21 protein-coding genes and 1 pseudogene are annotated in these 17,677 nt (G+C 40.1%); 17 read left to right on the forward strand and 5 right to left on the reverse strand.

Going from position 1 to position 17,677, the window contains the following annotated elements; all coding sequences use genetic code 11:
* Nucleotide 1 precedes the first annotated feature (1 nt).
* The 6 genes from PP2015_RS05735 to PP2015_RS05760 all read left to right on the forward strand — a co-directional run bounded on the left by PP2015_RS05735 (nucleotide 2) and on the right by PP2015_RS05760 (nucleotide 3,601).
* Nucleotides 2-721: a LytR/AlgR family response regulator transcription factor gene (locus PP2015_RS05735; RefSeq protein WP_058029360.1), complete on the forward strand. Its 720-nt coding sequence runs from the start codon at nucleotides 2-4 to the stop codon at nucleotides 719-721.
* Between the two features lie 33 nt (nucleotides 722-754).
* Nucleotides 755-1,603: an acyl-CoA thioester hydrolase/BAAT C-terminal domain-containing protein gene (locus tag PP2015_RS05740; protein WP_058029361.1), complete on the forward strand. Its 849-nt coding sequence runs from the start codon at nucleotides 755-757 to the stop codon at nucleotides 1,601-1,603.
* Between the two features lie 118 nt (nucleotides 1,604-1,721).
* Nucleotides 1,722-1,952 (forward strand): hypothetical protein, encoded by a 231-nt coding sequence (locus PP2015_RS05745; RefSeq protein ID WP_058029362.1) that lies wholly within the window; start codon nucleotides 1,722-1,724, stop codon nucleotides 1,950-1,952.
* Between the two features lie 132 nt (nucleotides 1,953-2,084).
* Nucleotides 2,085-2,735, forward strand: coding sequence for an NAD-dependent epimerase/dehydratase family protein (locus tag PP2015_RS05750; RefSeq protein ID WP_058029363.1), 651 nt, complete (start codon nucleotides 2,085-2,087; stop codon nucleotides 2,733-2,735).
* A 21-nt stretch (nucleotides 2,736-2,756) separates the two neighbouring features.
* Nucleotides 2,757-3,266, forward strand: a complete 510-nt coding sequence (locus PP2015_RS05755) for a GNAT family N-acetyltransferase (protein WP_058029364.1) — start codon at nucleotides 2,757-2,759, stop codon at nucleotides 3,264-3,266.
* 62 nt (nucleotides 3,267-3,328) lie between these two features.
* Nucleotides 3,329-3,601: a hypothetical protein gene (locus PP2015_RS05760; RefSeq protein WP_058029365.1), complete on the forward strand. Its 273-nt coding sequence runs from the start codon at nucleotides 3,329-3,331 to the stop codon at nucleotides 3,599-3,601.
* A gap of 28 nt (nucleotides 3,602-3,629) precedes the next feature.
* Here PP2015_RS05760 and PP2015_RS05765 read toward each other — a convergent pair whose 3' ends face one another.
* From PP2015_RS05765 to PP2015_RS05775, 3 genes are all read right to left on the reverse strand, one after another.
* Complete coding sequence (locus tag PP2015_RS05765; RefSeq protein ID WP_138559765.1) at nucleotides 3,630-4,364, reverse strand: hypothetical protein; 735 nt, start codon at nucleotides 4,362-4,364, stop codon at nucleotides 3,630-3,632.
* Between the two features lie 115 nt (nucleotides 4,365-4,479).
* The gene (locus PP2015_RS05770) at nucleotides 4,480-4,926 is read right to left on the reverse strand and encodes a DUF2589 domain-containing protein (protein ID WP_058029367.1); all 447 of its coding nucleotides are present in this window, start codon (nucleotides 4,924-4,926) and stop codon (nucleotides 4,480-4,482) included.
* 5 nt (nucleotides 4,927-4,931) lie between these two features.
* Nucleotides 4,932-5,492 carry a DUF2589 domain-containing protein gene (locus tag PP2015_RS05775; RefSeq protein WP_058029368.1) on the reverse strand — a complete coding sequence of 187 codons (561 nt, stop codon included), beginning with the start codon at nucleotides 5,490-5,492 and terminating at the stop codon, nucleotides 4,932-4,934.
* Between the two features lie 172 nt (nucleotides 5,493-5,664).
* Between PP2015_RS05775 and PP2015_RS05780 the strand changes: the two genes are divergently transcribed.
* The 11 genes from PP2015_RS05780 to PP2015_RS05830 all read left to right on the forward strand — a co-directional run bounded on the left by PP2015_RS05780 (nucleotide 5,665) and on the right by PP2015_RS05830 (nucleotide 16,381).
* Entirely contained in the window at nucleotides 5,665-6,366 is a 702-nt protein-coding gene (locus PP2015_RS05780; protein ID WP_058029369.1) for a DUF2589 domain-containing protein, read from the forward strand.
* A gap of 8 nt (nucleotides 6,367-6,374) precedes the next feature.
* Nucleotides 6,375-6,611 carry a hypothetical protein gene (locus PP2015_RS05785; protein ID WP_058029370.1) on the forward strand — a complete coding sequence of 79 codons (237 nt, stop codon included), beginning with the start codon at nucleotides 6,375-6,377 and terminating at the stop codon, nucleotides 6,609-6,611.
* 175 nt (nucleotides 6,612-6,786) lie between these two features.
* Nucleotides 6,787-7,419 carry a DUF2490 domain-containing protein gene (locus PP2015_RS05790; RefSeq protein WP_058029371.1) on the forward strand — a complete coding sequence of 211 codons (633 nt, stop codon included), beginning with the start codon at nucleotides 6,787-6,789 and terminating at the stop codon, nucleotides 7,417-7,419.
* Between the two features lie 12 nt (nucleotides 7,420-7,431).
* Entirely contained in the window at nucleotides 7,432-8,556 is a 1,125-nt protein-coding gene (locus PP2015_RS05795) for a D-alanine--D-alanine ligase family protein (protein ID WP_058029372.1), read from the forward strand.
* Entirely contained in the window at nucleotides 8,547-10,937 is a 2,391-nt protein-coding gene (locus PP2015_RS05800) for an MFS transporter (RefSeq protein WP_058029373.1), read from the forward strand. The genes PP2015_RS05795 and PP2015_RS05800 overlap by 10 nt, the downstream gene beginning before the upstream one ends.
* Nucleotides 10,919-12,115, forward strand: coding sequence for an ABC transporter substrate-binding protein (locus tag PP2015_RS05805; RefSeq protein WP_058029374.1), 1,197 nt, complete (start codon nucleotides 10,919-10,921; stop codon nucleotides 12,113-12,115). The genes PP2015_RS05800 and PP2015_RS05805 overlap by 19 nt, the downstream gene beginning before the upstream one ends.
* 19 nt (nucleotides 12,116-12,134) lie before the next feature.
* Complete coding sequence (locus PP2015_RS05810) at nucleotides 12,135-13,238, forward strand: hypothetical protein (RefSeq protein ID WP_058029375.1); 1,104 nt, start codon at nucleotides 12,135-12,137, stop codon at nucleotides 13,236-13,238.
* Nucleotides 13,239-13,313: 75 nt separating this feature from the next.
* Nucleotides 13,314-14,513: a hypothetical protein gene (locus tag PP2015_RS05815; RefSeq protein WP_058029376.1), complete on the forward strand. Its 1,200-nt coding sequence runs from the start codon at nucleotides 13,314-13,316 to the stop codon at nucleotides 14,511-14,513.
* 11 nt (nucleotides 14,514-14,524) lie between these two features.
* Entirely contained in the window at nucleotides 14,525-14,929 is a 405-nt protein-coding gene (locus tag PP2015_RS05820; RefSeq protein WP_058029377.1) for a hypothetical protein, read from the forward strand.
* A gap of 90 nt (nucleotides 14,930-15,019) precedes the next feature.
* Complete coding sequence (locus PP2015_RS05825) at nucleotides 15,020-15,493, forward strand: GNAT family N-acetyltransferase (RefSeq protein ID WP_319593336.1); 474 nt, start codon at nucleotides 15,020-15,022, stop codon at nucleotides 15,491-15,493.
* A 303-nt stretch (nucleotides 15,494-15,796) separates the two neighbouring features.
* Nucleotides 15,797-16,381, forward strand: a complete 585-nt coding sequence (locus PP2015_RS05830) for a helix-turn-helix domain-containing protein (protein ID WP_058029378.1) — start codon at nucleotides 15,797-15,799, stop codon at nucleotides 16,379-16,381.
* Between the two features lie 4 nt (nucleotides 16,382-16,385).
* Here the strand turns inward: PP2015_RS05830 and PP2015_RS05835 are convergent.
* A pseudogene (locus tag PP2015_RS05835) lies at nucleotides 16,386-17,219 on the reverse strand (sterol desaturase family protein).
* Nucleotides 17,206-17,676 (reverse strand): SRPBCC family protein, encoded by a 471-nt coding sequence (locus PP2015_RS05840; RefSeq protein WP_227009184.1) that lies wholly within the window; start codon nucleotides 17,674-17,676, stop codon nucleotides 17,206-17,208. The pseudogene PP2015_RS05835 and the gene PP2015_RS05840 overlap by 14 nt, the downstream one beginning before the upstream one ends.
* Nucleotide 17,677 lies beyond the last annotated feature (1 nt).

The raw sequence follows: 17,677 nt of genomic DNA on the forward strand, positions 1-17,677 counted from the left end.
GATGTTAAATATCGCTATTGTTGAAGACGAATTGCCAGCATTAGAAAAGCTCAAGGCTCAGTTAAGTCGTGTATGCACTCACACTTTGTTGTTTACTTGCCATTCTGTACAAGAAGGTCTGGCATCAAATGAATTATCAAAAGTGGATGTACTTTTTGTCGATATTAATTTGCCTGACGCTAGCGGCATGAGTTTGGTAACGACTCTAAAGAACAGAGGATTTGTCGGTGAATGTGTTTTTAGCACAGCTTATAGTGAGTTTGCAGTGGAGGCTTTTACAATCGGTGCAGCCGATTATTTATTAAAGCCCTATACCGACGAGCGTTTATCGTTGGCTTTATCTCGAGTCAACGACAGGCTCAATAAACCAACTGCACAATTGCAAGAACCTGAAGCGTTTACGCTTGTTAGCAAAGTAGGCGATAAAGTGACTTTAGTGAAAGTGTCCGATATTTGTGCAATCAAGTTAGAACATGCTCAAGCGATTGCATATGGCTCTGAAGCATCATATCCGCTTGATCAGTCTCTTGATGAATTAATGACTTTATTACCGTCTCAATTTTTGCGAGTTCACCGCAACAGCATTGTGAATAGCAAAGAAATCAAACAAATGGACCGCTGGGTAACAGGTGGTTACATAATCAAGTTTCATCAATCAGAAGTGCAAGTAATCAGCAGCCGAAATGGCGGGCGATTACTAAAAGATAAGCTAATACGCTAGCTAATCTAACCATCTAAATCAATAGGAAAACTCATGAAAAAAATAATGCCATGTCTCTTGGTAGGGCTGCTTTCGGCCTGTTCAAACCATAACACACAAGATGTGAAAACTCAGTTTATCGACGATGGGAAAAAACATCCTTTAGTGATTTTGCTCGGAGGCAGTGATGGAGGTAATACACTCGCAAACCCACATTGGCAGCCAATTTTTGACAGATTAAATGAAGCTGGCGTGTCAGTGGCATCACTTGGCTATTTTGGTACAGACAATACACCCAGTAGTGCAGCTGAGTTGTCGTTAGAAGAAATAGAAAAGCGTATCTCTTTATTGGCTAAAAGCGACAAAATCAACAACAACTGCGTCGCGGTTTTCGGTTTCTCTAAAGGTGCAGAATTGGCTTTATTGCTAGGTAGTCACTTTGATTCTATTAATCATGTGGTTGCTGTTATGCCAAGCCATGTTACTTGGAATGCAGTAAAAACAGTAACAGACAAATCTAGTTGGACTTTAAAAAACCAGCCATTGGCCTATATCAACGCGCCATTACTTTCTTGGCAAATGCAAAAAGGGAATGTGACAGGCGAATTTACGCCAGCTTTCGAGCAAGCCTTAGCTAAGGCAACAGAGCTTGAAATTGAGCAGGCTAGAATACCGATAGATAAAAACAAAGGGCCAGTTTTGCTCGTGTCAGCTAAGCAAGATGAAATATGGCCGTCCTACGATATGGCGAATGAAGTGATGAAGTACCTAGAAGAACAAGAGTATGAATACGCTTACGAGCATATCGCACTGGAAGGGAGTCATTATGGCTTCGATAGACAAACCCTTAATCAGGTAAGCGTATTTTTAAAACAGCATTTAGTGTCTAGCTGTCAGTTATAAAACTCAGATATGAAATTGCATTGAGCTTTTCAAGGCCCAGGCATTGTTAATTTCTTTATTCAAGTTTATTTTATAGGCACTGCCAATTGGCAGGGAAACTTTTCATAAGGATAATAAAATGAAATTAATACTGAATAAGAAAAACCTAAAACAACTCAATAATGATAAGTCACTGGCTATGAACGCCACACCACAAGTAGCGGGTGGCGCTTTCACTGATAACAAAGCAGTGTGTGTACCGACGAATCATTGTGCTTGGTTAAACACTGATGCGTTCTTTGGCTGCCCTACAGGCCCAGGTTATTGTTTTAGTTCGCCTCAAGAGGCGTGCGTAGATACGCGTATTTAGTATCTCGTTTAAACTTAAAGTTTTTGACTAAGGCCGCTACATATCGGCCTTTTTAATAGATGACTTTGTCCTTTCTTGCTTTGCCCCTCAGCTTTGATTATTGTTCATCTAACTCAACTTATTTTTACGTCTATGAAAACAGCCATTGTAGTAGGTGCGACAGGTCTTATTGGTAAAAGTCTCATTAAGCAACTTGCTGAGTGTGCAGGAATTGCACAGGTGATTACTATTACTCGCAGAAAAATATGTTACGACAACCCTAAAATCAGTAACCAAGTTGTCGACTTTGCACATCTAGACAGTTTTAGTTGGTATTTCAAAGGTGATTTACTCTTCTCTTGCTTAGGCACCACAAAAAAGCAAGCGGGTTCTGTTGCTGCTCAGCGTGTGGTTGATGTCGACTACCAACTTAAGGTTGCCGAACTTGCTGCTGATAATGGTGTATCTGAGTATTTTTTAGTGTCTTCAAGTGACGCAAACGGCAAAAGCAAGAATGCATACTTACAAATGAAAGGGGAGTTAGAAGACAAAGTCACACAACTTAAATTTAAACGTATTTGTATTTTTCAACCATCACTTTTACTTGGAGAGCGAGAAGGGTTTAGGTTTGGAGAAAAGCTTGGCAGTTGGATATTGCCTTTACTATGCCGCTTACCTTTACTAAAACGCTATAAGCCAATTTACGGGGAGCAAGTAGCAACTAAAATGTGTCAAGAAAGTTTGAAGTTAAAAACAGGCGTACAACGATTTACGCTAGATGCTTGTTTTCCTGATGAAGTATAAACTTTATAACCCAAGAGAAAAATGCTACTTTACTTATCAACACAACGACTCAATTTAATTGAATTGAGCTCTGAAAAAGCGTTAGTCGATGACGCATTAATAGCTGCGATCCCATGTATTTTGACAGAGGCCGTTGTGGCAAGCCTGCCACCTTACTTTCATGGCGTAAGCAATGCTTCAGAAGCTAAATCTTGGTTAAGTAAAATGCGCTCAGAGAGCCGCTTATTTTTAATTAAAGATAAAGGCGGTGCGTGTTTAGGCTTTGTATTTGTTAGTCATACAGATAAGGCTGAGAAACACATAGGTTACTTACTCGGACAAGAATATTGGGGTAAAGGTTTTGCCAGTGAGTTATTAATCGCCTTTATAAAACGCGCAGAGAAAATAGAGTCGTGGCAAAGCCTTGTTGGTGGGGTAGACAAAAGCAACCATGCCTCTGCTAACTTACTGTTGAAATTGGGCTTTAAACCTCAAGAAGGTGAGCATGAAAACGTCGACTTTTTTGAATATGTACTCAATCAGGGTTCATAAAATAGTGTTTAAGTGATTTAATTCAATGTGTTTTAAAAAAGGAATTTTAGGGAAGTCAAACAATGAAATGCCCAGTGTGTGAAAATAATATCGGCTTTTTCTCAAAGGCTTTGAATAAATGGGGTAAATATAAAACCTGCCCCTATTGTCAAACTAAAATAGAAGTTGCCATTAACTTGAAATTCCTAGTAATAGGTATTATTCCATTAATTTTTTTCTCCATATTTGCCTTAAATCCGCTTGTATCGAAATTTGGTATGTTTTCAAGTGTGCTGATAGGCATTATTGCTGGGGTTTTTATAAGTTTTTCGCTTAAGCTTGAAAAGCAAGAGTAGTTTAAAAGTTAGTTCACTTAAATGTTAGCTACTTTCCTTTTATTTCACTTTTGTGCTCACTATTTGAGGGAGCTGCTTTTTGTTCCTCAATGGTATCTATTTCTTCAGAAACGTGTTTGAAGCTTTTAATCGATTTTATTGCTTCAACATAAAAAATAGTGGTTTCTTTTGACTTGTGATCATAGGTGAACACATAATTCACACTGGTGCCTAATAAAGAAGTCTCAATTGGCGCTTCTTGATCACTTAAAACAATAAGTACTCTTTCAGACTCACCATCTTTGATATCATTTGCTTCAACTTTTGCAAATGCAAAAATATAAGCAATAACACATATAGACACAGCAGCGAGAGTAAATCGCAAGTTCGTTTTAGGGTTGTTTGGTGCCCAAAGCAATGCACTCAAAACTCGCATTCGCTTTGGCATTTGACCATCAGCATATTCCAGTTTTTTTCTGGCTCTAAAACGATTACCTATGTCAGCAATAACTAAAACCAAAATTACCGCGATATACGTAAATACGATGTTTGGGTTTTTGATGGGTGTAGCCAACATATCTTCAAAGGAAACATATTTAACAATGCTGATCCCGAATTCACTGTAAAATAGATGTAGGTAGGCCATACTGGTGAGTAGTAAAACCAGATAACAGAAAGCTACGCTTATCCCTGTGGAAATACGGATGATTTTAAAGATCTCTTCAAATAAGTACATTTCAGAGAGTTGCTTAAATTTATCCTTGTTATTATCAGAGCTGCTCAAATCACTTATTCCTTGAATCACAAATAAACCTACCGTTTTTGACAATAGCATTTTGCTTTGGGTTAGTCACTGCACGAATGGCGATCCATATCGCTTACTCTTGATGAGAAAATGTCTACTGATTGTCCAGCAAGAGATGTGAAGTAAGACCGGTTTCTCTATCTAAATTGACACTTAACCGACAAGATTGATTTTTTGAAAACAAACCGGACTTGGATTTAAAAGTGAGGTTGGGTTTGGTTTCATTAGCATGTTCAATATACAGATCTACGTCGAGTTGAATATGTTCAATTTGCAAAAATGATAACGGAAATAAGCTTAACAAAGGTGCCTCGATCAAGGTATGTGAGAGTGTTTTATCATCATTGTAAACTGGCATGCTTATGCGCAGAGTTTTGGCCTCTAATTCCTCTTTTGAATTAATATTTAAGCGGTTCAGTAATGCATGGTATTTGTCTACTTCAGTCATTTGTTGTGCCTGATAGAGCGCACCGATAAGCTGGTTTAAAATAGGATCTGCATCACTGATTTTTACTCTTGAACTATCTTGAGAAGTGGCCAAAACAATTATCCTGGGATCTGAGAACGTAACGCACGTTCATATCCATCAACCAAATAACGTAAGCCATCTGGGGTTTCCATGGCGGCGATTTTTACTTCTAGTTTCGCCTTGCCGCCATTGCCTAAGTTAGCTCCTTCAGCGGCTAAATCTTGACTCTTGGCTGTGCGTTTTGGGAAGGACACTTGCAAGTCTTCACCGTTTACGCTGAGTTCCAGTTCAGTGGCAAATTCCATCTCTTTGAGCTCAACTTGAGAAAGGGGCACTAGGGTGATCAAAGGCACATTGACCGTTTGAATACTGGCGCCATCCTTGGTGGTTTTTGGATATTGCACCGCGACCATACGAGGTTTCATCACTTGAACTGGAGTGTCTTCTTTAGAAGGCTGTACTTCAGCGCGCGCATTAATCGCAGCTTTTCGGGCATTACCTGACGCTGATTGTTCATGCTCCTCTTCAACAGGCTCAAAAAACTGATCAATAAGGCCGAGATTTTTTTGTATTAATGCTTCGCCAGCTGCAGCTGTGGCAGTGTGTATCGTTTGAACGAATTCTTGTAGGTTGATCATATGCAGGTCCAATTAAAATTTTTCACACAATAGCGATTTAATCTTCTCAATACTCGGGCAGAACAGGGATCTCAAGGCGTAATATCCGCCGAGTAGAAACCTGTTTTACACGATTGTTCAATTTTAAAAGTCTTTAACCTTATATGCTCATACACAACGAAAGGAAAATACCATGAGTGTAAATCAAGGGCCTGCGCTGCTATCGATGGCGCAACAATTCAGCGGCTTGCCAATGAAAGACTTGATTGGCGGGCCATTAATGGCAGCTGCACAAGCCAACCATAAAATGGCGATGACGCAAGTACAGTTTATGTTAGATACCTGCTTCAATAAGACTGAGAGCAAGTCAAAAGATTCAGAGTTTAAAGGTGAAATGCTTGAGCCTATTATGGTGGCGCTAACATTAAAACGCCCTGTGCTCACTACCAGCAATAAAGACGGTGAAATAACCACGGCTCAATCATCTGTTGAGTCAGAAATTCATTTGCCATTACTGACCTTACTTCCTTTAAATGCGCTTGCGGTTGATGACGTAAATATTCATTTTAATATGGAAGTTAAATCGAGCTTTTCTCATGAGAAAAGCAATGAGCAAAGTCAGTCGGTCGGTGCTGAGGCATCGTTTACTCAAAAGCTGAATTATGGCTTAGGCTCTACAGAAGTCTCTGGCTCAGTGTCATACTCGAATGAAAGTAAAAATAGTGAGACTGAAAAATATAATAAGAGCAACAAAGCCACCTACGATGTAAAAGTACATGCGGGTCAGTTGCCTTTACCCGAAGGTGTGGGGGTGATTATTAAAGCGTATACAGACAACATTTCACCTGTGATCATCAGTGGTGACGGAACTAAAGCCGATGGAACAGGAGGTTAAAATAGCGCATGAGTACAATAATCGATTGTCCATATTGTGAATCAGAAGGGCGTAAAAGCCCTATTGTGATTGAGCCTAATTTATTGCTGCAGGGTAAATCTTTTACATGTAGCTGCTGTAAGAGTGAACTTTCTTTAAAACCGCAAAGCACGAATGTGTTTGAACGTGGTTTAAAAGCATATCAAAACTATCAACATGTAACTGCATCATTGCAAGATGCAGGCAACACACCGAGTTTGGCTTAATACCTATGCTACCGAGTATATGTCGGTAGCAGCGACTCTACTTCGCGTCCCATTAGTACCACAAAATTAAATATAATCCCCTGATTTTACAAATCATTTCACCGATTAAACACTTATTTAAAACAACATACTAAGGCTGTTTCAAAACACATAAATGAGATTAAAGAGGATATTTATGAAACAGGTTTTATGGTCGTTGTTATTTGTGACATGTGGGTTGTTTACAGCAAAGATAAATGCGGAAGATCAGCAATTATGGGTGTCGGCAAATAAGACGCTTTTTAAGCAAGGGTCGGTTTCAAGTTCATTTTACACCGAGTTGAGAACAAAAAATGGAGTAGATGACTTGAGCGGACTATTTGCCGGCCCCAAGTTGAGTTTTAAGCTAAACGAACATGTCAAAGTCGCTACAGCAGGTAAGTTCATTCGCTTGTATAACACCTCAGGTGATGACCAGTTACAACGTTTAGAATTAGAAGCGTCGTTTGCATCAGGAAAATTAGCCAGTGGCTGGCGCTTTGGTTTGCGTAATCGTGTTGAATATATCGAAAAGGACAGCGAAACCAATGGTCGTTATCGTATTAGAGTGAGCGCAGATAAAGATGCATCATTCGCTCATATTAAGCGCTTTCATATCCGCCAAGAGTGGATTTTAGATGAAGACTATCAGCTCACTGAATACCGCCTTGTACCTTTTGCTTTCACTTTAAAAGATGCATTGATGGGGGCGCAAGTCAGCTACTTGTTAAGACGAAAAAGTAAAACCGGAGAATACAGTCATGTATTAGGTCTGGCTTGGCAGTTTTAAGGAGTGAAGGTGATGTCTGTTAATACGGCACTGAATACACTGAAATTAAATGGACGTATTGCGGTGATTTATTCTGCTGATCCTGCACAAGTAGGTTCAGTGATTTATCGAAGCTACAACACGCGAAGCTGGAAAAGCTATCAAAAGGTGGCGAATGATATCAAGGTGGGTCTAAAGCAAGCGGGATTTAATCATGTTATTTGTTTAGCAGATGATCAGCATTTAGCTAGGCAGTTAGCTGAAAATAAAATCGACTTTGCTTGGCTAAATACGGGGGGGATGCAAGGCGCAGATCCCTGTTGCCATGGTGCTGCACTTTTAGAAAGTTTGGGGATCCCTTATGTTGGGCATACGCCGCTTAATGCAGCGCTTATGGATAATAAGTTTTTATTTAAAAAGCTGTTACAGCAACTTGCTATTCCTACTGCAGAGTATGTGCTCTGGCACCCTGAAAAGCTAAATACAGCTGAAGAATTGGTGCTCAGGCATAACAAACTTCACTTCTTTGGCGATGCCAAACTCATAGTTAAACCCGTATCGGGGCGAGCTTCTAACCATGTGTATTTAGTGAGCTCTTTGAGCGAATTAAATGAGGTTTGTCAGCAGGTGTTTTCTCACACACAAAGTGCCGTTTTAATTGAGCAGTTTTTACCAGGAGACGAGTATTGTGCTTCAGTGATCCCAACCATGGGTGAACTGGCTTCGCCCACCTGTTTTGGTATATATCAGCGTAATTTAGGACCTGGCAATTCCATATTTACGTCAATGGATATTAAACCAATCGGTACTGATTCCATTATTATATTATCTGATGAACAGCAAGTGCATCTTAATGAGACAGTGACAGCTTATTGTAGAAAGCTCTTTTCAGTGTTGAATTTATATGGCTTGTTTAGGCTCGATTTGAGAATGGATGAACAAGGGCAGTTATGCGTTCTTGAAGCAAACCCCAAACCTGACCTAGGGGCTGTACACAATGGTACAGGCAGTTTAGTTGCAATGGGTTTGCAAGAGCTCAAAGTTTCTTATACCCAGTTTTTAGACTATTTAGTCCAAGTCAGTTTGAGCCACTTATCTTTGCATCGAACACCTAAATATCATGCGCTGTTAGCACGAATAGGTGCGCCATGTCAGTAAAGCCAGTGGTTATGCATAATCCCGAAGAGCAACATGCAACAGTAAACCGCACTGGGCTAATGTATTTGCTAAAGCAAACTGTGCAATTGCAAGTCACCTTATTATTGTGTGTTGCTGTGATAGTGTTCATTGCCGCGGGTGAAGCATATCGGGTTGCCCCAGAATTGGTGCTTAAAAACATTTGTAATCAATCACATATCTTACGTCAGCAAATCAATCAGTCGCTTAGTTTAGGTATGCCAATAGAATACAAAGGATTTACACCGCAAGTACATACTTTTGCATTGCAAACCCAAGGGGTCGAACGGGCTGAAATAAAACCCATTTATGCGCAAGATGACACGCAAAACAGTGGTCTAACTCCTTTATCTTGCTCAGCGGCTCCAGGGCAACTCGTTGAGCAAATCGACATTGATATTCTGGGGTTGGTGCTGCCTAAAGCAGCCTCACAACAATATGTTTTGCAACTGCCATTAGCAACCAATACCGCTGATGTAGGCGAGTTATCAATCGCCCTAACTGCGGGCATTTTTAATCAAGAAATCCATCAAGCGTTTGGCAAAATTATCGATTCAATACCATGGGTTTTTATCATTTTTACTTTTTTTGTGGCGGGGCTGTTCCAAAAACAAGCAAAGGCCAGCACCTTGAAGTGGGCGTTTTACTGTGTGTTTAGCTTACTTACCGTGCAATTGGTGATGACCTCTTTTTCTCTATATCAAACTAAAATTACAGGTCAAAGTGATGCAGTGCTTGATTTATTGTCACAGCGCTTGAGTACAGTGACCGATATGGGGTTTGATTTAGACCATCAGGTACGAGGTGTAGATGAGTTATTAGAACCTTACCGGGTTAATAACAGTATTTTGCACAGTTTGAATGTATCTAAGTTGGGTGAAGTATCAGGATCACATGACAAAGAGGGGGTAATAACAAACTGCCAACAAATCGGACTGTCTGATTATCAAGTGTGTAGTGAGGTGCTAAGTAACGACATTTATCAAAAATTGTGGAAGGCCGTTCGCAATATTTTCATTTTGTTAGCTGCTTTATTATTGATTTTGAATGTTTTAGTTGAAGCGGTAGTCAGCAGTCAGCGAAGCAGTAAAGTGAGCAAGTCTGCTTTACCGAGTAGCTATCGAGCAATCAGAGCAATTTTTGTTTTGGGTGTCTTGCTTGAGTCGATCACTTTATCTTTTTTCCCTGCTTACTTAAGGCAAACACTGGCGCTTGGTAGCGGCGAATTACAGTTGATATTCAGTTTGTACTTCTTAGGATTTGCTTGTGTCATGGTGCCTGCAGCGGTGTGGGTTAGACGCTTTGGGGTTCAAACCATGCTGCGCTTGGCCTTAGTGGTGAATAGTGTGTCGTTACTTGTGCTTGCCTATTTTGTTGAAGCTGAATTACTTGCAATTGTAAGGTTGCTGTCAGGTATGTCTCAGGGATTATTGGTGATCTGTGTACAAAGTCAGTTTTTACGAATCGCACAATCTCATCCTCAGTTTTCAGCAAGTAATCAATTATTAATTGGTTTTTATATCGGTGCCATTGCTGGGGTGTCAGTAGGGGCGGTCGTGGTGCCAATTTTAGGATTTTCAGGGGTATTTTTGAGTGCTGCTGTCATTGGTGGCCTGACATTTCTTTATAGCTTGAATCAATCTATAGAGCAGGAAGTCGATACAAGTGGTGACGATGATGTTAAACCACCAGCAAGTAAGGGGTTACTAACAGACTTGTTGATGATGTTTAAAGACAGGCAATTACAGCAATGCTTGTTACTTATCGCTATCCCAATCAAAGCCATACATACCGGGGTGATCTTGATTTATATCCCTGTACTTATCAACCAGCAGTTTGCAGATCCTAACATTGCGGGGCAAATCATCGCCTTGTATTTCTTCGCGATCCTGATAGCGACACATTTTGCTAAACCTAAAGCCAATAACCAATTAGGAGCCATCAGTTTGAGTGTTTTGGGCGCAGGGTTAAGCATTATGCTCATAGCCAGTTTTGAGTGGATAGCGCATACCCTAAGTAACTATGGGTTATTGCAAAGCTATCAAGAGCTGCTGTCGGTGAGCGTTATTGTCATTGCGGTACTTATGGTGGGCTTTTTTCAGGGGACTCTGGGCAGCCCATTGGTCGGGGTGATGCTGAATAGCCACTATGCTAAACAATTCGGTAGTGACATTACCGCGGCTAATTATCGATTTTTAGAGCGTATGGGGGCGGTATTGGGCCCCATGCTGACAGCGGTGATTTTGATACAAGATAGTAATAGTAAAGTAAACACTAACTTATCCTTAGTGGGTTTTATTTTCATCATTTTGGGATTTATTTTTTATATTTTTATGAGGTTAACATGTCAAAAGGACAAGTAATATTGACGCTGTTTTTCACAATTTTTTTATGTGCGTTCAAAGCTCAGGCTTTCGAAGTGGGTTTTTGCGATAGAATGTTCATTGCTTATCAAAAAGTTGCGCCAGAGCATAATGGCCTAACCTGCAAAAAGCGCTTTGTAAAAAGCGCGAAAACGGGACGATTGAAAGAGCAAGCGGAGTTAAATCGCTATCCCGATCCACAATTTAATATTTTGGTTTTATCACCCAAATGGTCCACCGCCTATGATATTTCTACGGCAGAAATTGCCCGTGATTTTAGAAACTCAGGCATAAAAACCAATTTCACTTTATTTAATTATGAAGGCAATGAAATAGAAGCCGAAGCCATGATTACATGGGCGCAGTTAAAGCAATTCGACCTCATTTTTTCAATGGGCTCGAAGGCAACCGATTTTGTAAGTCGAAATTACAAACATGGCACCATTCCAGTTGTCAGCGCCTGTAGTAAAGATCCAATTGCCATGGGCTATGTCGATCCATTACTGATGAAAAGCCAAACAAATATTGCTTATACATCGCTAAACATTAATGTAGATACGCAACTGGCCTATATCAAATCTAAGTTCTTATCGGATCTAACCGATTTGGCAATTATTTATGATACCAACAACACCAGTTCTGTGGTGACACAGGTAAGACCGTTTTTGAGCCTACAAGAAGCATATAAAGTAAAGGTGAGTGAAATTGGGGTTGATTTAAAAGACCCAAATCATAATCTTGAGCGCAAAATGCAAGAATTTGTTGAACTTGATAAATCAAACCAAGCCAAAGCCTTTTTAGTGACAGGCAGCTCTGAGCTTTATGAGAATGTCGATTTAATTAACGCTTATGCGCAAAACGTACCTGTGCTGAGTGTCACGCCGAGTCATGTTGAAGGCGGTGAGCGAAGTGTCTTTATGGCTATTGGTGTCAGTTTTGAAAGTAACGCCCGTTTAGCGGCAAACTATGCTAAACGTATTTTAATGCACAAAGGCAAGCCGGGGGAGTTACCAGTCGGTTTAGTAAAGGCACCTGATATTGCAATAAATTTGATGCGAAAGCCTGATGAAATCACCAGCCTACCCATTAACTTTTTAGAAGATGCCCTGCATATTTTCAATAGCCAAGGAGAGCCGATGAAAGTTGGCGGCTTAATTATGTCTTCAACTCAGCTGTAAATTAATAGGGCGAACAGTTATGACAGAGCTCGAGGAAGCAATGGCAGAGCTTGAATTGCTGGTGGCTTATATTTGTCGTCAAGGTTTACAGCTTGACGGCAAGTTACTCAAAGACGTACTTAGAATAAAAACCGAGTTTAACGAACAAAAAGCATTGTCAGAAGAAGAGGAAGCGGCGTTTTGGCAATACTTTAATGAGCTAGTTAAGCAGGTTGCGCCAGCCAGTGTAGTGAGTATTCGTGACAGTAATCCCAGTCATTCTTGGCAGGCACGTTTTCCTAAGCAATTCAAAAAAGTACACCGTATTCCTTTGTATTACGGGTTGTTAGTTTGTGCCATCATTATACTGACAGTGAGCTTACAAACTTATTATATGGTAGGTATTGGAGTAATTCATAAAACCCATGCGTTATTCGCAGAGCGTAATGAGTTTCGAGAAAAATTACAAGTACTTAGCTTAAACCCCTCACACAAAGCAAGCTCAGAGTGGCTAGCCATAAAGCGTAAAGAGCAAGAGCTTGATCAGGAATTTGATGCTAACCGTACTTTGTTACTCAGATGGAATAAATATTGGCAACTGGGTTTGAGCACTGAAGTTGCCATTTCTGAGTTTGATAAATTCACTTACCATCAGAATAAAGCTAAGTTAACGGCGCAATTAGACTTCACGATAGAGCAGCGACAAACTAAAGATAGCGCTAAGCAAATCACAAAGCTAAAAGATAAAATCTCGGAGTTAGATAAAGCCTTTGTACTTCATCAAGCACGCCAAGCATTCTTTGACTCACGGCTTTCGGCCGAATATGTGGTTAACTTATTGGCGAATTATATTTTACCCCTGTTGTATGGGCTATTAGGCGCATTAACCTTAGTTTTGAGAAACCTGCACCTTGACTTCAAGCGCGGTACGTTTTCCAAAAAACTCTGTTTAGATTACAACTTACGTATTTTGCTCGGTGGCGTTGCTGGTGTGTCTAGTAGTATGTTGATGGGGGATGGAACAGGGGTACCACAAGGCAGTTATTCACCTATGTTGTTCGCGTTTGTTCTGGGTTATAACGTCGAAATTATGTTTGCACTGATGGATAACATAGCGAATCGATTAGGTGATAAAAAAGCCTGATTAGTCACAGGGTTTCCCCAATTTATCGATTTTAATCTTGCTTAAAGTGTGATTTTTTAGCAGAAGAGTCGCACTATGAGGCAATCCTTTTTTTCCTTAAAAATTAAAATAATACATCATATTATTGTACAAGCATGTGAGCTGGTTAAACCTATTAAGCTGTTTATCACTGGTGCCTTGTTGCTCGTTCACGGCCAAGTATATGCGCAAACACATGAGCAAGCTGAAAAGCAAGGGCTTACGATCGATGCATCAACGCTTTGGACCACACAGCAAAACACTAAGCAAGGGCTTTCGAGCTCGTTATTTTCGGCAAATATTGACCTTGGTGTGCAACTGAACACACAACAATTAATTCAGCTTGGTATTGAATACAGCCAAACGCCCGATGAGCAAGGGCAAGTAATGTTCGCATTATTTGAAAGTAGTGCCGACGTGCTGACCACACAGGATGCAAATGAAGCAGGCAGAGCACAAGTTTCTACTTTTTATTGGCAAGATTCTGACGTATTTAAACAACCAAATAGCAATACAGACACCGAACTGACCATTGGTTTGTTAGATATCGAAGGCGGTGTCGATACCAATGGCATTGCGAATGACGAAAACACCCAGTTTTTACTGCCAGCTTTGGTGAATAACACCAGCATTTACACCCCAGATTACACCTTGGGCATACGCTACCTAAAACAAGCCCGCGAGAATGAGGTGGGATACACTTTATTAGTGAGTCGCAGTGAAGGGTTGGCGGATAAACAAGGTAATTACGCTGATGTACTCACACAAGGTAATAGCCAACTATTTATCGCCAGTGAAGTGAAATGGCGTGTTAACAACTCAGAAGTACACCTTGGTGCTTGGAAAAATCAGGCCGAAGCGGCAACGGGTATGTACTCTGCCTTACAATATCATCAACCATTTAGCATGGGAGAGCTTGCTTTGTTGGTGAGAGCTGGCCTTACCAAGCAACAGCAAAGTGACGCTGAAGCACAAAAAGATATTACTTCTCCAGAATCTAAACAAACACTGACTCATTCAACATTGAGTCTGGCTTCAACATGGACGCAGAATAACTGGCAGTTTGGCTTAGGTGTTGCGACTGAAAGACAGCAAGCCCAGCAAGATAATGAAATACATCAAGGAGAAGCCTGGCTCAAATATACATTGCATGACATGGCCTCTGTATCCGTGTTTAATCAATGGCAGTGGCCAGATGAGCAAAGTGATAGTGGGCAAGCAAGGCACTCAGGCTTACGGTTGTTTTTGCAATTTTAAGACAGTGTTTAATGAGCCAGTTTCTAATAACCGCTTATATTCGCCACTCCTATGCCACCGATCTGCTCAGGCTGCCTGAGCAGCACCCGCTGTATCGTAAACATGCGTGTTTGGTAGTAAGTGACTTAACCCATAAAACCGCTGCAGCGCATGGCTTTGGTTTTAACGGTTATATTCGAGAATCAATTCCACGCAAAGGGAAAATTATCTATAAGCAGCCACTGCTACTATCAAAAAATGAAACTAAAATTGACGAGCTCTATCAGTATCTCACCAGTCGCTATGCACCAAATTACAGTATTGAGCATTATAACTGTGTTGATCATTTGTATTTTTGCTTAAAAGAAGTGGGAATACGCAGTAAGTTATTGAATCACTTCAAATATGCCAATAGTAAATGGTATAAACAGCTTTAACGCGTTATTGTAGTTTTCAATTATAAATAATTATTTAACCTGATTTCAGGTGATTGAGCCTTAAAGGCTTTGTTTAATAAGGATATTAGCATGGCGATAGAATTTACTTATTTAGCTTATCATCCTCAGCATATACCCCTGTTGGCAAAATGGTATTTTGATGAATGGGGCACCTATGTTGAAGATGGCTCGGTTGAATCGTTTCAAGACAAGTTGCAAGATTATTTAAACACGGACCAAGTGCCACTCATTATTTTGGCTGTTGATGGCCAAACCTTAGTGGGCGCGGTACAAATTAAGTACCGTGAAATGACTATTTACCCCGACAAAGAATATTGGCTGGGTGGTGTGTATGTTAACCCTGACTACAGAGGGCAGCACATTGCATCTCAATTGGTTATGCATGCAGAAAAGTACGCCATTGAGCTCAAAATCAGCCTTCTACATTTGCAAACAGAGTCTTTAAACGGTGGCCTTTATGCCAAACTAGGCTGGGAAATTGAAACACAGGTTAATTACCGAGATGTTGATGTGGCTGTGATGCAAAAAGTATTAACTGACTGAAATAAAAAATAAGTAATTAAAACATATGGTTGTATTTTTCTTTCGATGTTTGCAAGAAGTTGGCGGGAAACTGTCGTGACAGTTTTTATATAAACTATGTAATCTGCTGAAAAAGTTTAAATACAGGTCTAATACCAATCCGTAATAACACTTAATCATTTTGAGGGATTAAACCTGATGATAGCTGCGTTAAAGATATCTCATTTAGCACAACTAAATAACGAAATATTTGCCTAGCTAGCGACAAGGTTTTCTTGCCTCAAAATAGACCACTTAGTTAAGCGGATTGGTATAAAAAATACAATGAATAAGCAAGTGAACATTTCTAAAGAAAAAGTCCGTCAGTTAAGAATGAGTAAAGGTTGGCCACAAGAGCAATTGGCTCTAGCTTCAGGTTTAAGCGTGCGGACAGTGCAAAGAGTTGAATCCGAAGGCGCTGCGTCTTTGAATACGGCTATGAGTTTAGCTGCAACTTTTGAGGTCGACGTCTCTGAGCTACAACAAACTTATCAACTTGAAACGTCGCGTAAACAAAAACTGCAATACGGCTTGTTTATTGGGTTAGTCATACTAACTTTATCGCTTGCAACTCAACCTTTACCGCTCCCTGATGATCCTTACTCTACTTATATGAGGTTCATGAGTTATTTTCTTGCAGGTCTTGGTATCTTAATCATGATTCCTAATGTCATTTCAGCCTTTAAACACAAACAATTTTTTGCACTTGCATTAGCCTCCATTGGAGCACCTTTGACCACCATACTTCTGGTTGGTGTATTTTATCTTTTACTCGGTCTTGGCAAGCCAAAGTGGGAGTTATTTGCATTGGGGTTAGGCGGAGCCTGTATACTGTTCAAGTCACTGAAAAAATTCAATAAAAGCAAATAACATTTCAAATTTTATGTTTATTTGTATAGTTATGTGAAGGATATCCAAATAACACTTTGAATTTTGTAATGACCCCTTTGGCCATTGCCACTTGCCTATAGAGTATTTTGACTTGCATAAAATTAGCACTCCAAGGGGTGTCTTTGGGCTCTGCTCCAACAATGCCATAGCGAATTGTGAGGGTTTTATCTTCTTCTACAAACGTACCGAATAACTTGTCCCATATGATTAATACCCCTGCATAATTTTTATCAATATAAGGAGCATTAGTGGCGTGGTGAATTCTATGGTGTGTCGGTGTGTTGAATACCTTCTCGAGCCACCCTAAGTTGCCTATGGTTTGTGTATGCACAAAAAATTGGAAAGCAAGGTTGAGGGCGACAATGGCAAACACGATTGTAGGCGTAAAGCCCAATAAAATCATGGGCAACCAAAATAGCCACATGCCTACTAGGGGATATAAAAGGCTCTGCCTAAAAGCGGTTGTGAAGTTCATATGTTTTGAACTGTGATGAACCACATGGGCAAGCCAGAACCAGTGGATATTATGAGACGCACGATGAAACCAATAATACAAAAAATCTTGTAGTAAAAAGCCGACTAATAAACTGCCAATTGAAAAGGGGATATCAAACAAGGCAAATTGATGTAACCAATTAAAAACAGGCATCAATAATATGAGCGCGATCGCATCACTGCCTTAATGTAACAACGCGAGCGCAGCATTGTTTAAGCTGTCTTTAATACTGTAATACTGCCTTGCTTTATAGAACTCAATCGCGACACATAATAAGAAAATAGGACTTAACCCAAGTAAAATTAGTTCAACGGGGATCATACATGTCTCCAAGTCTATTTAGACATTGTTGTATGTCTTTTTGAAGGATGTCTTTGAGCACAAATTTGGGAATATACCAAGGACTTTGACATTGAATTCGATACGAAATTTGAGTGTGTTCGCCAGTCTTTTGAAAGTGAATTTCACCACGGTGCTGGCGAACTGGAAAATCATTGAGCACTTGATAACAAATTCCAGTTTGGTCAGCTTGGATGATCTGCTCTTCAAAACATACACCCAATATTGATACCTGCCGAATACACCCCTTTCCGCCTGTTATTTCATCTTTGTTGGCAGGTTTGAGTACTTTGAATTTTGCATTAAAAAAACGGTCAAGATTGCTGTGGTCGAGCAAGGTGTTAAGTAACGTATCTGTGCTACAAGTAATCCGTTTTTGGTATTCAACGACTAACATAATCGAGTCACGTTTGGCTTTTTTAACAGCATAATTTGACAAA

The organism is Pseudoalteromonas phenolica (genome assembly GCF_001444405.1).
GTDB classification, from domain to species: Bacteria; Pseudomonadota; Gammaproteobacteria; order Enterobacterales; family Alteromonadaceae; genus Pseudoalteromonas; species Pseudoalteromonas phenolica.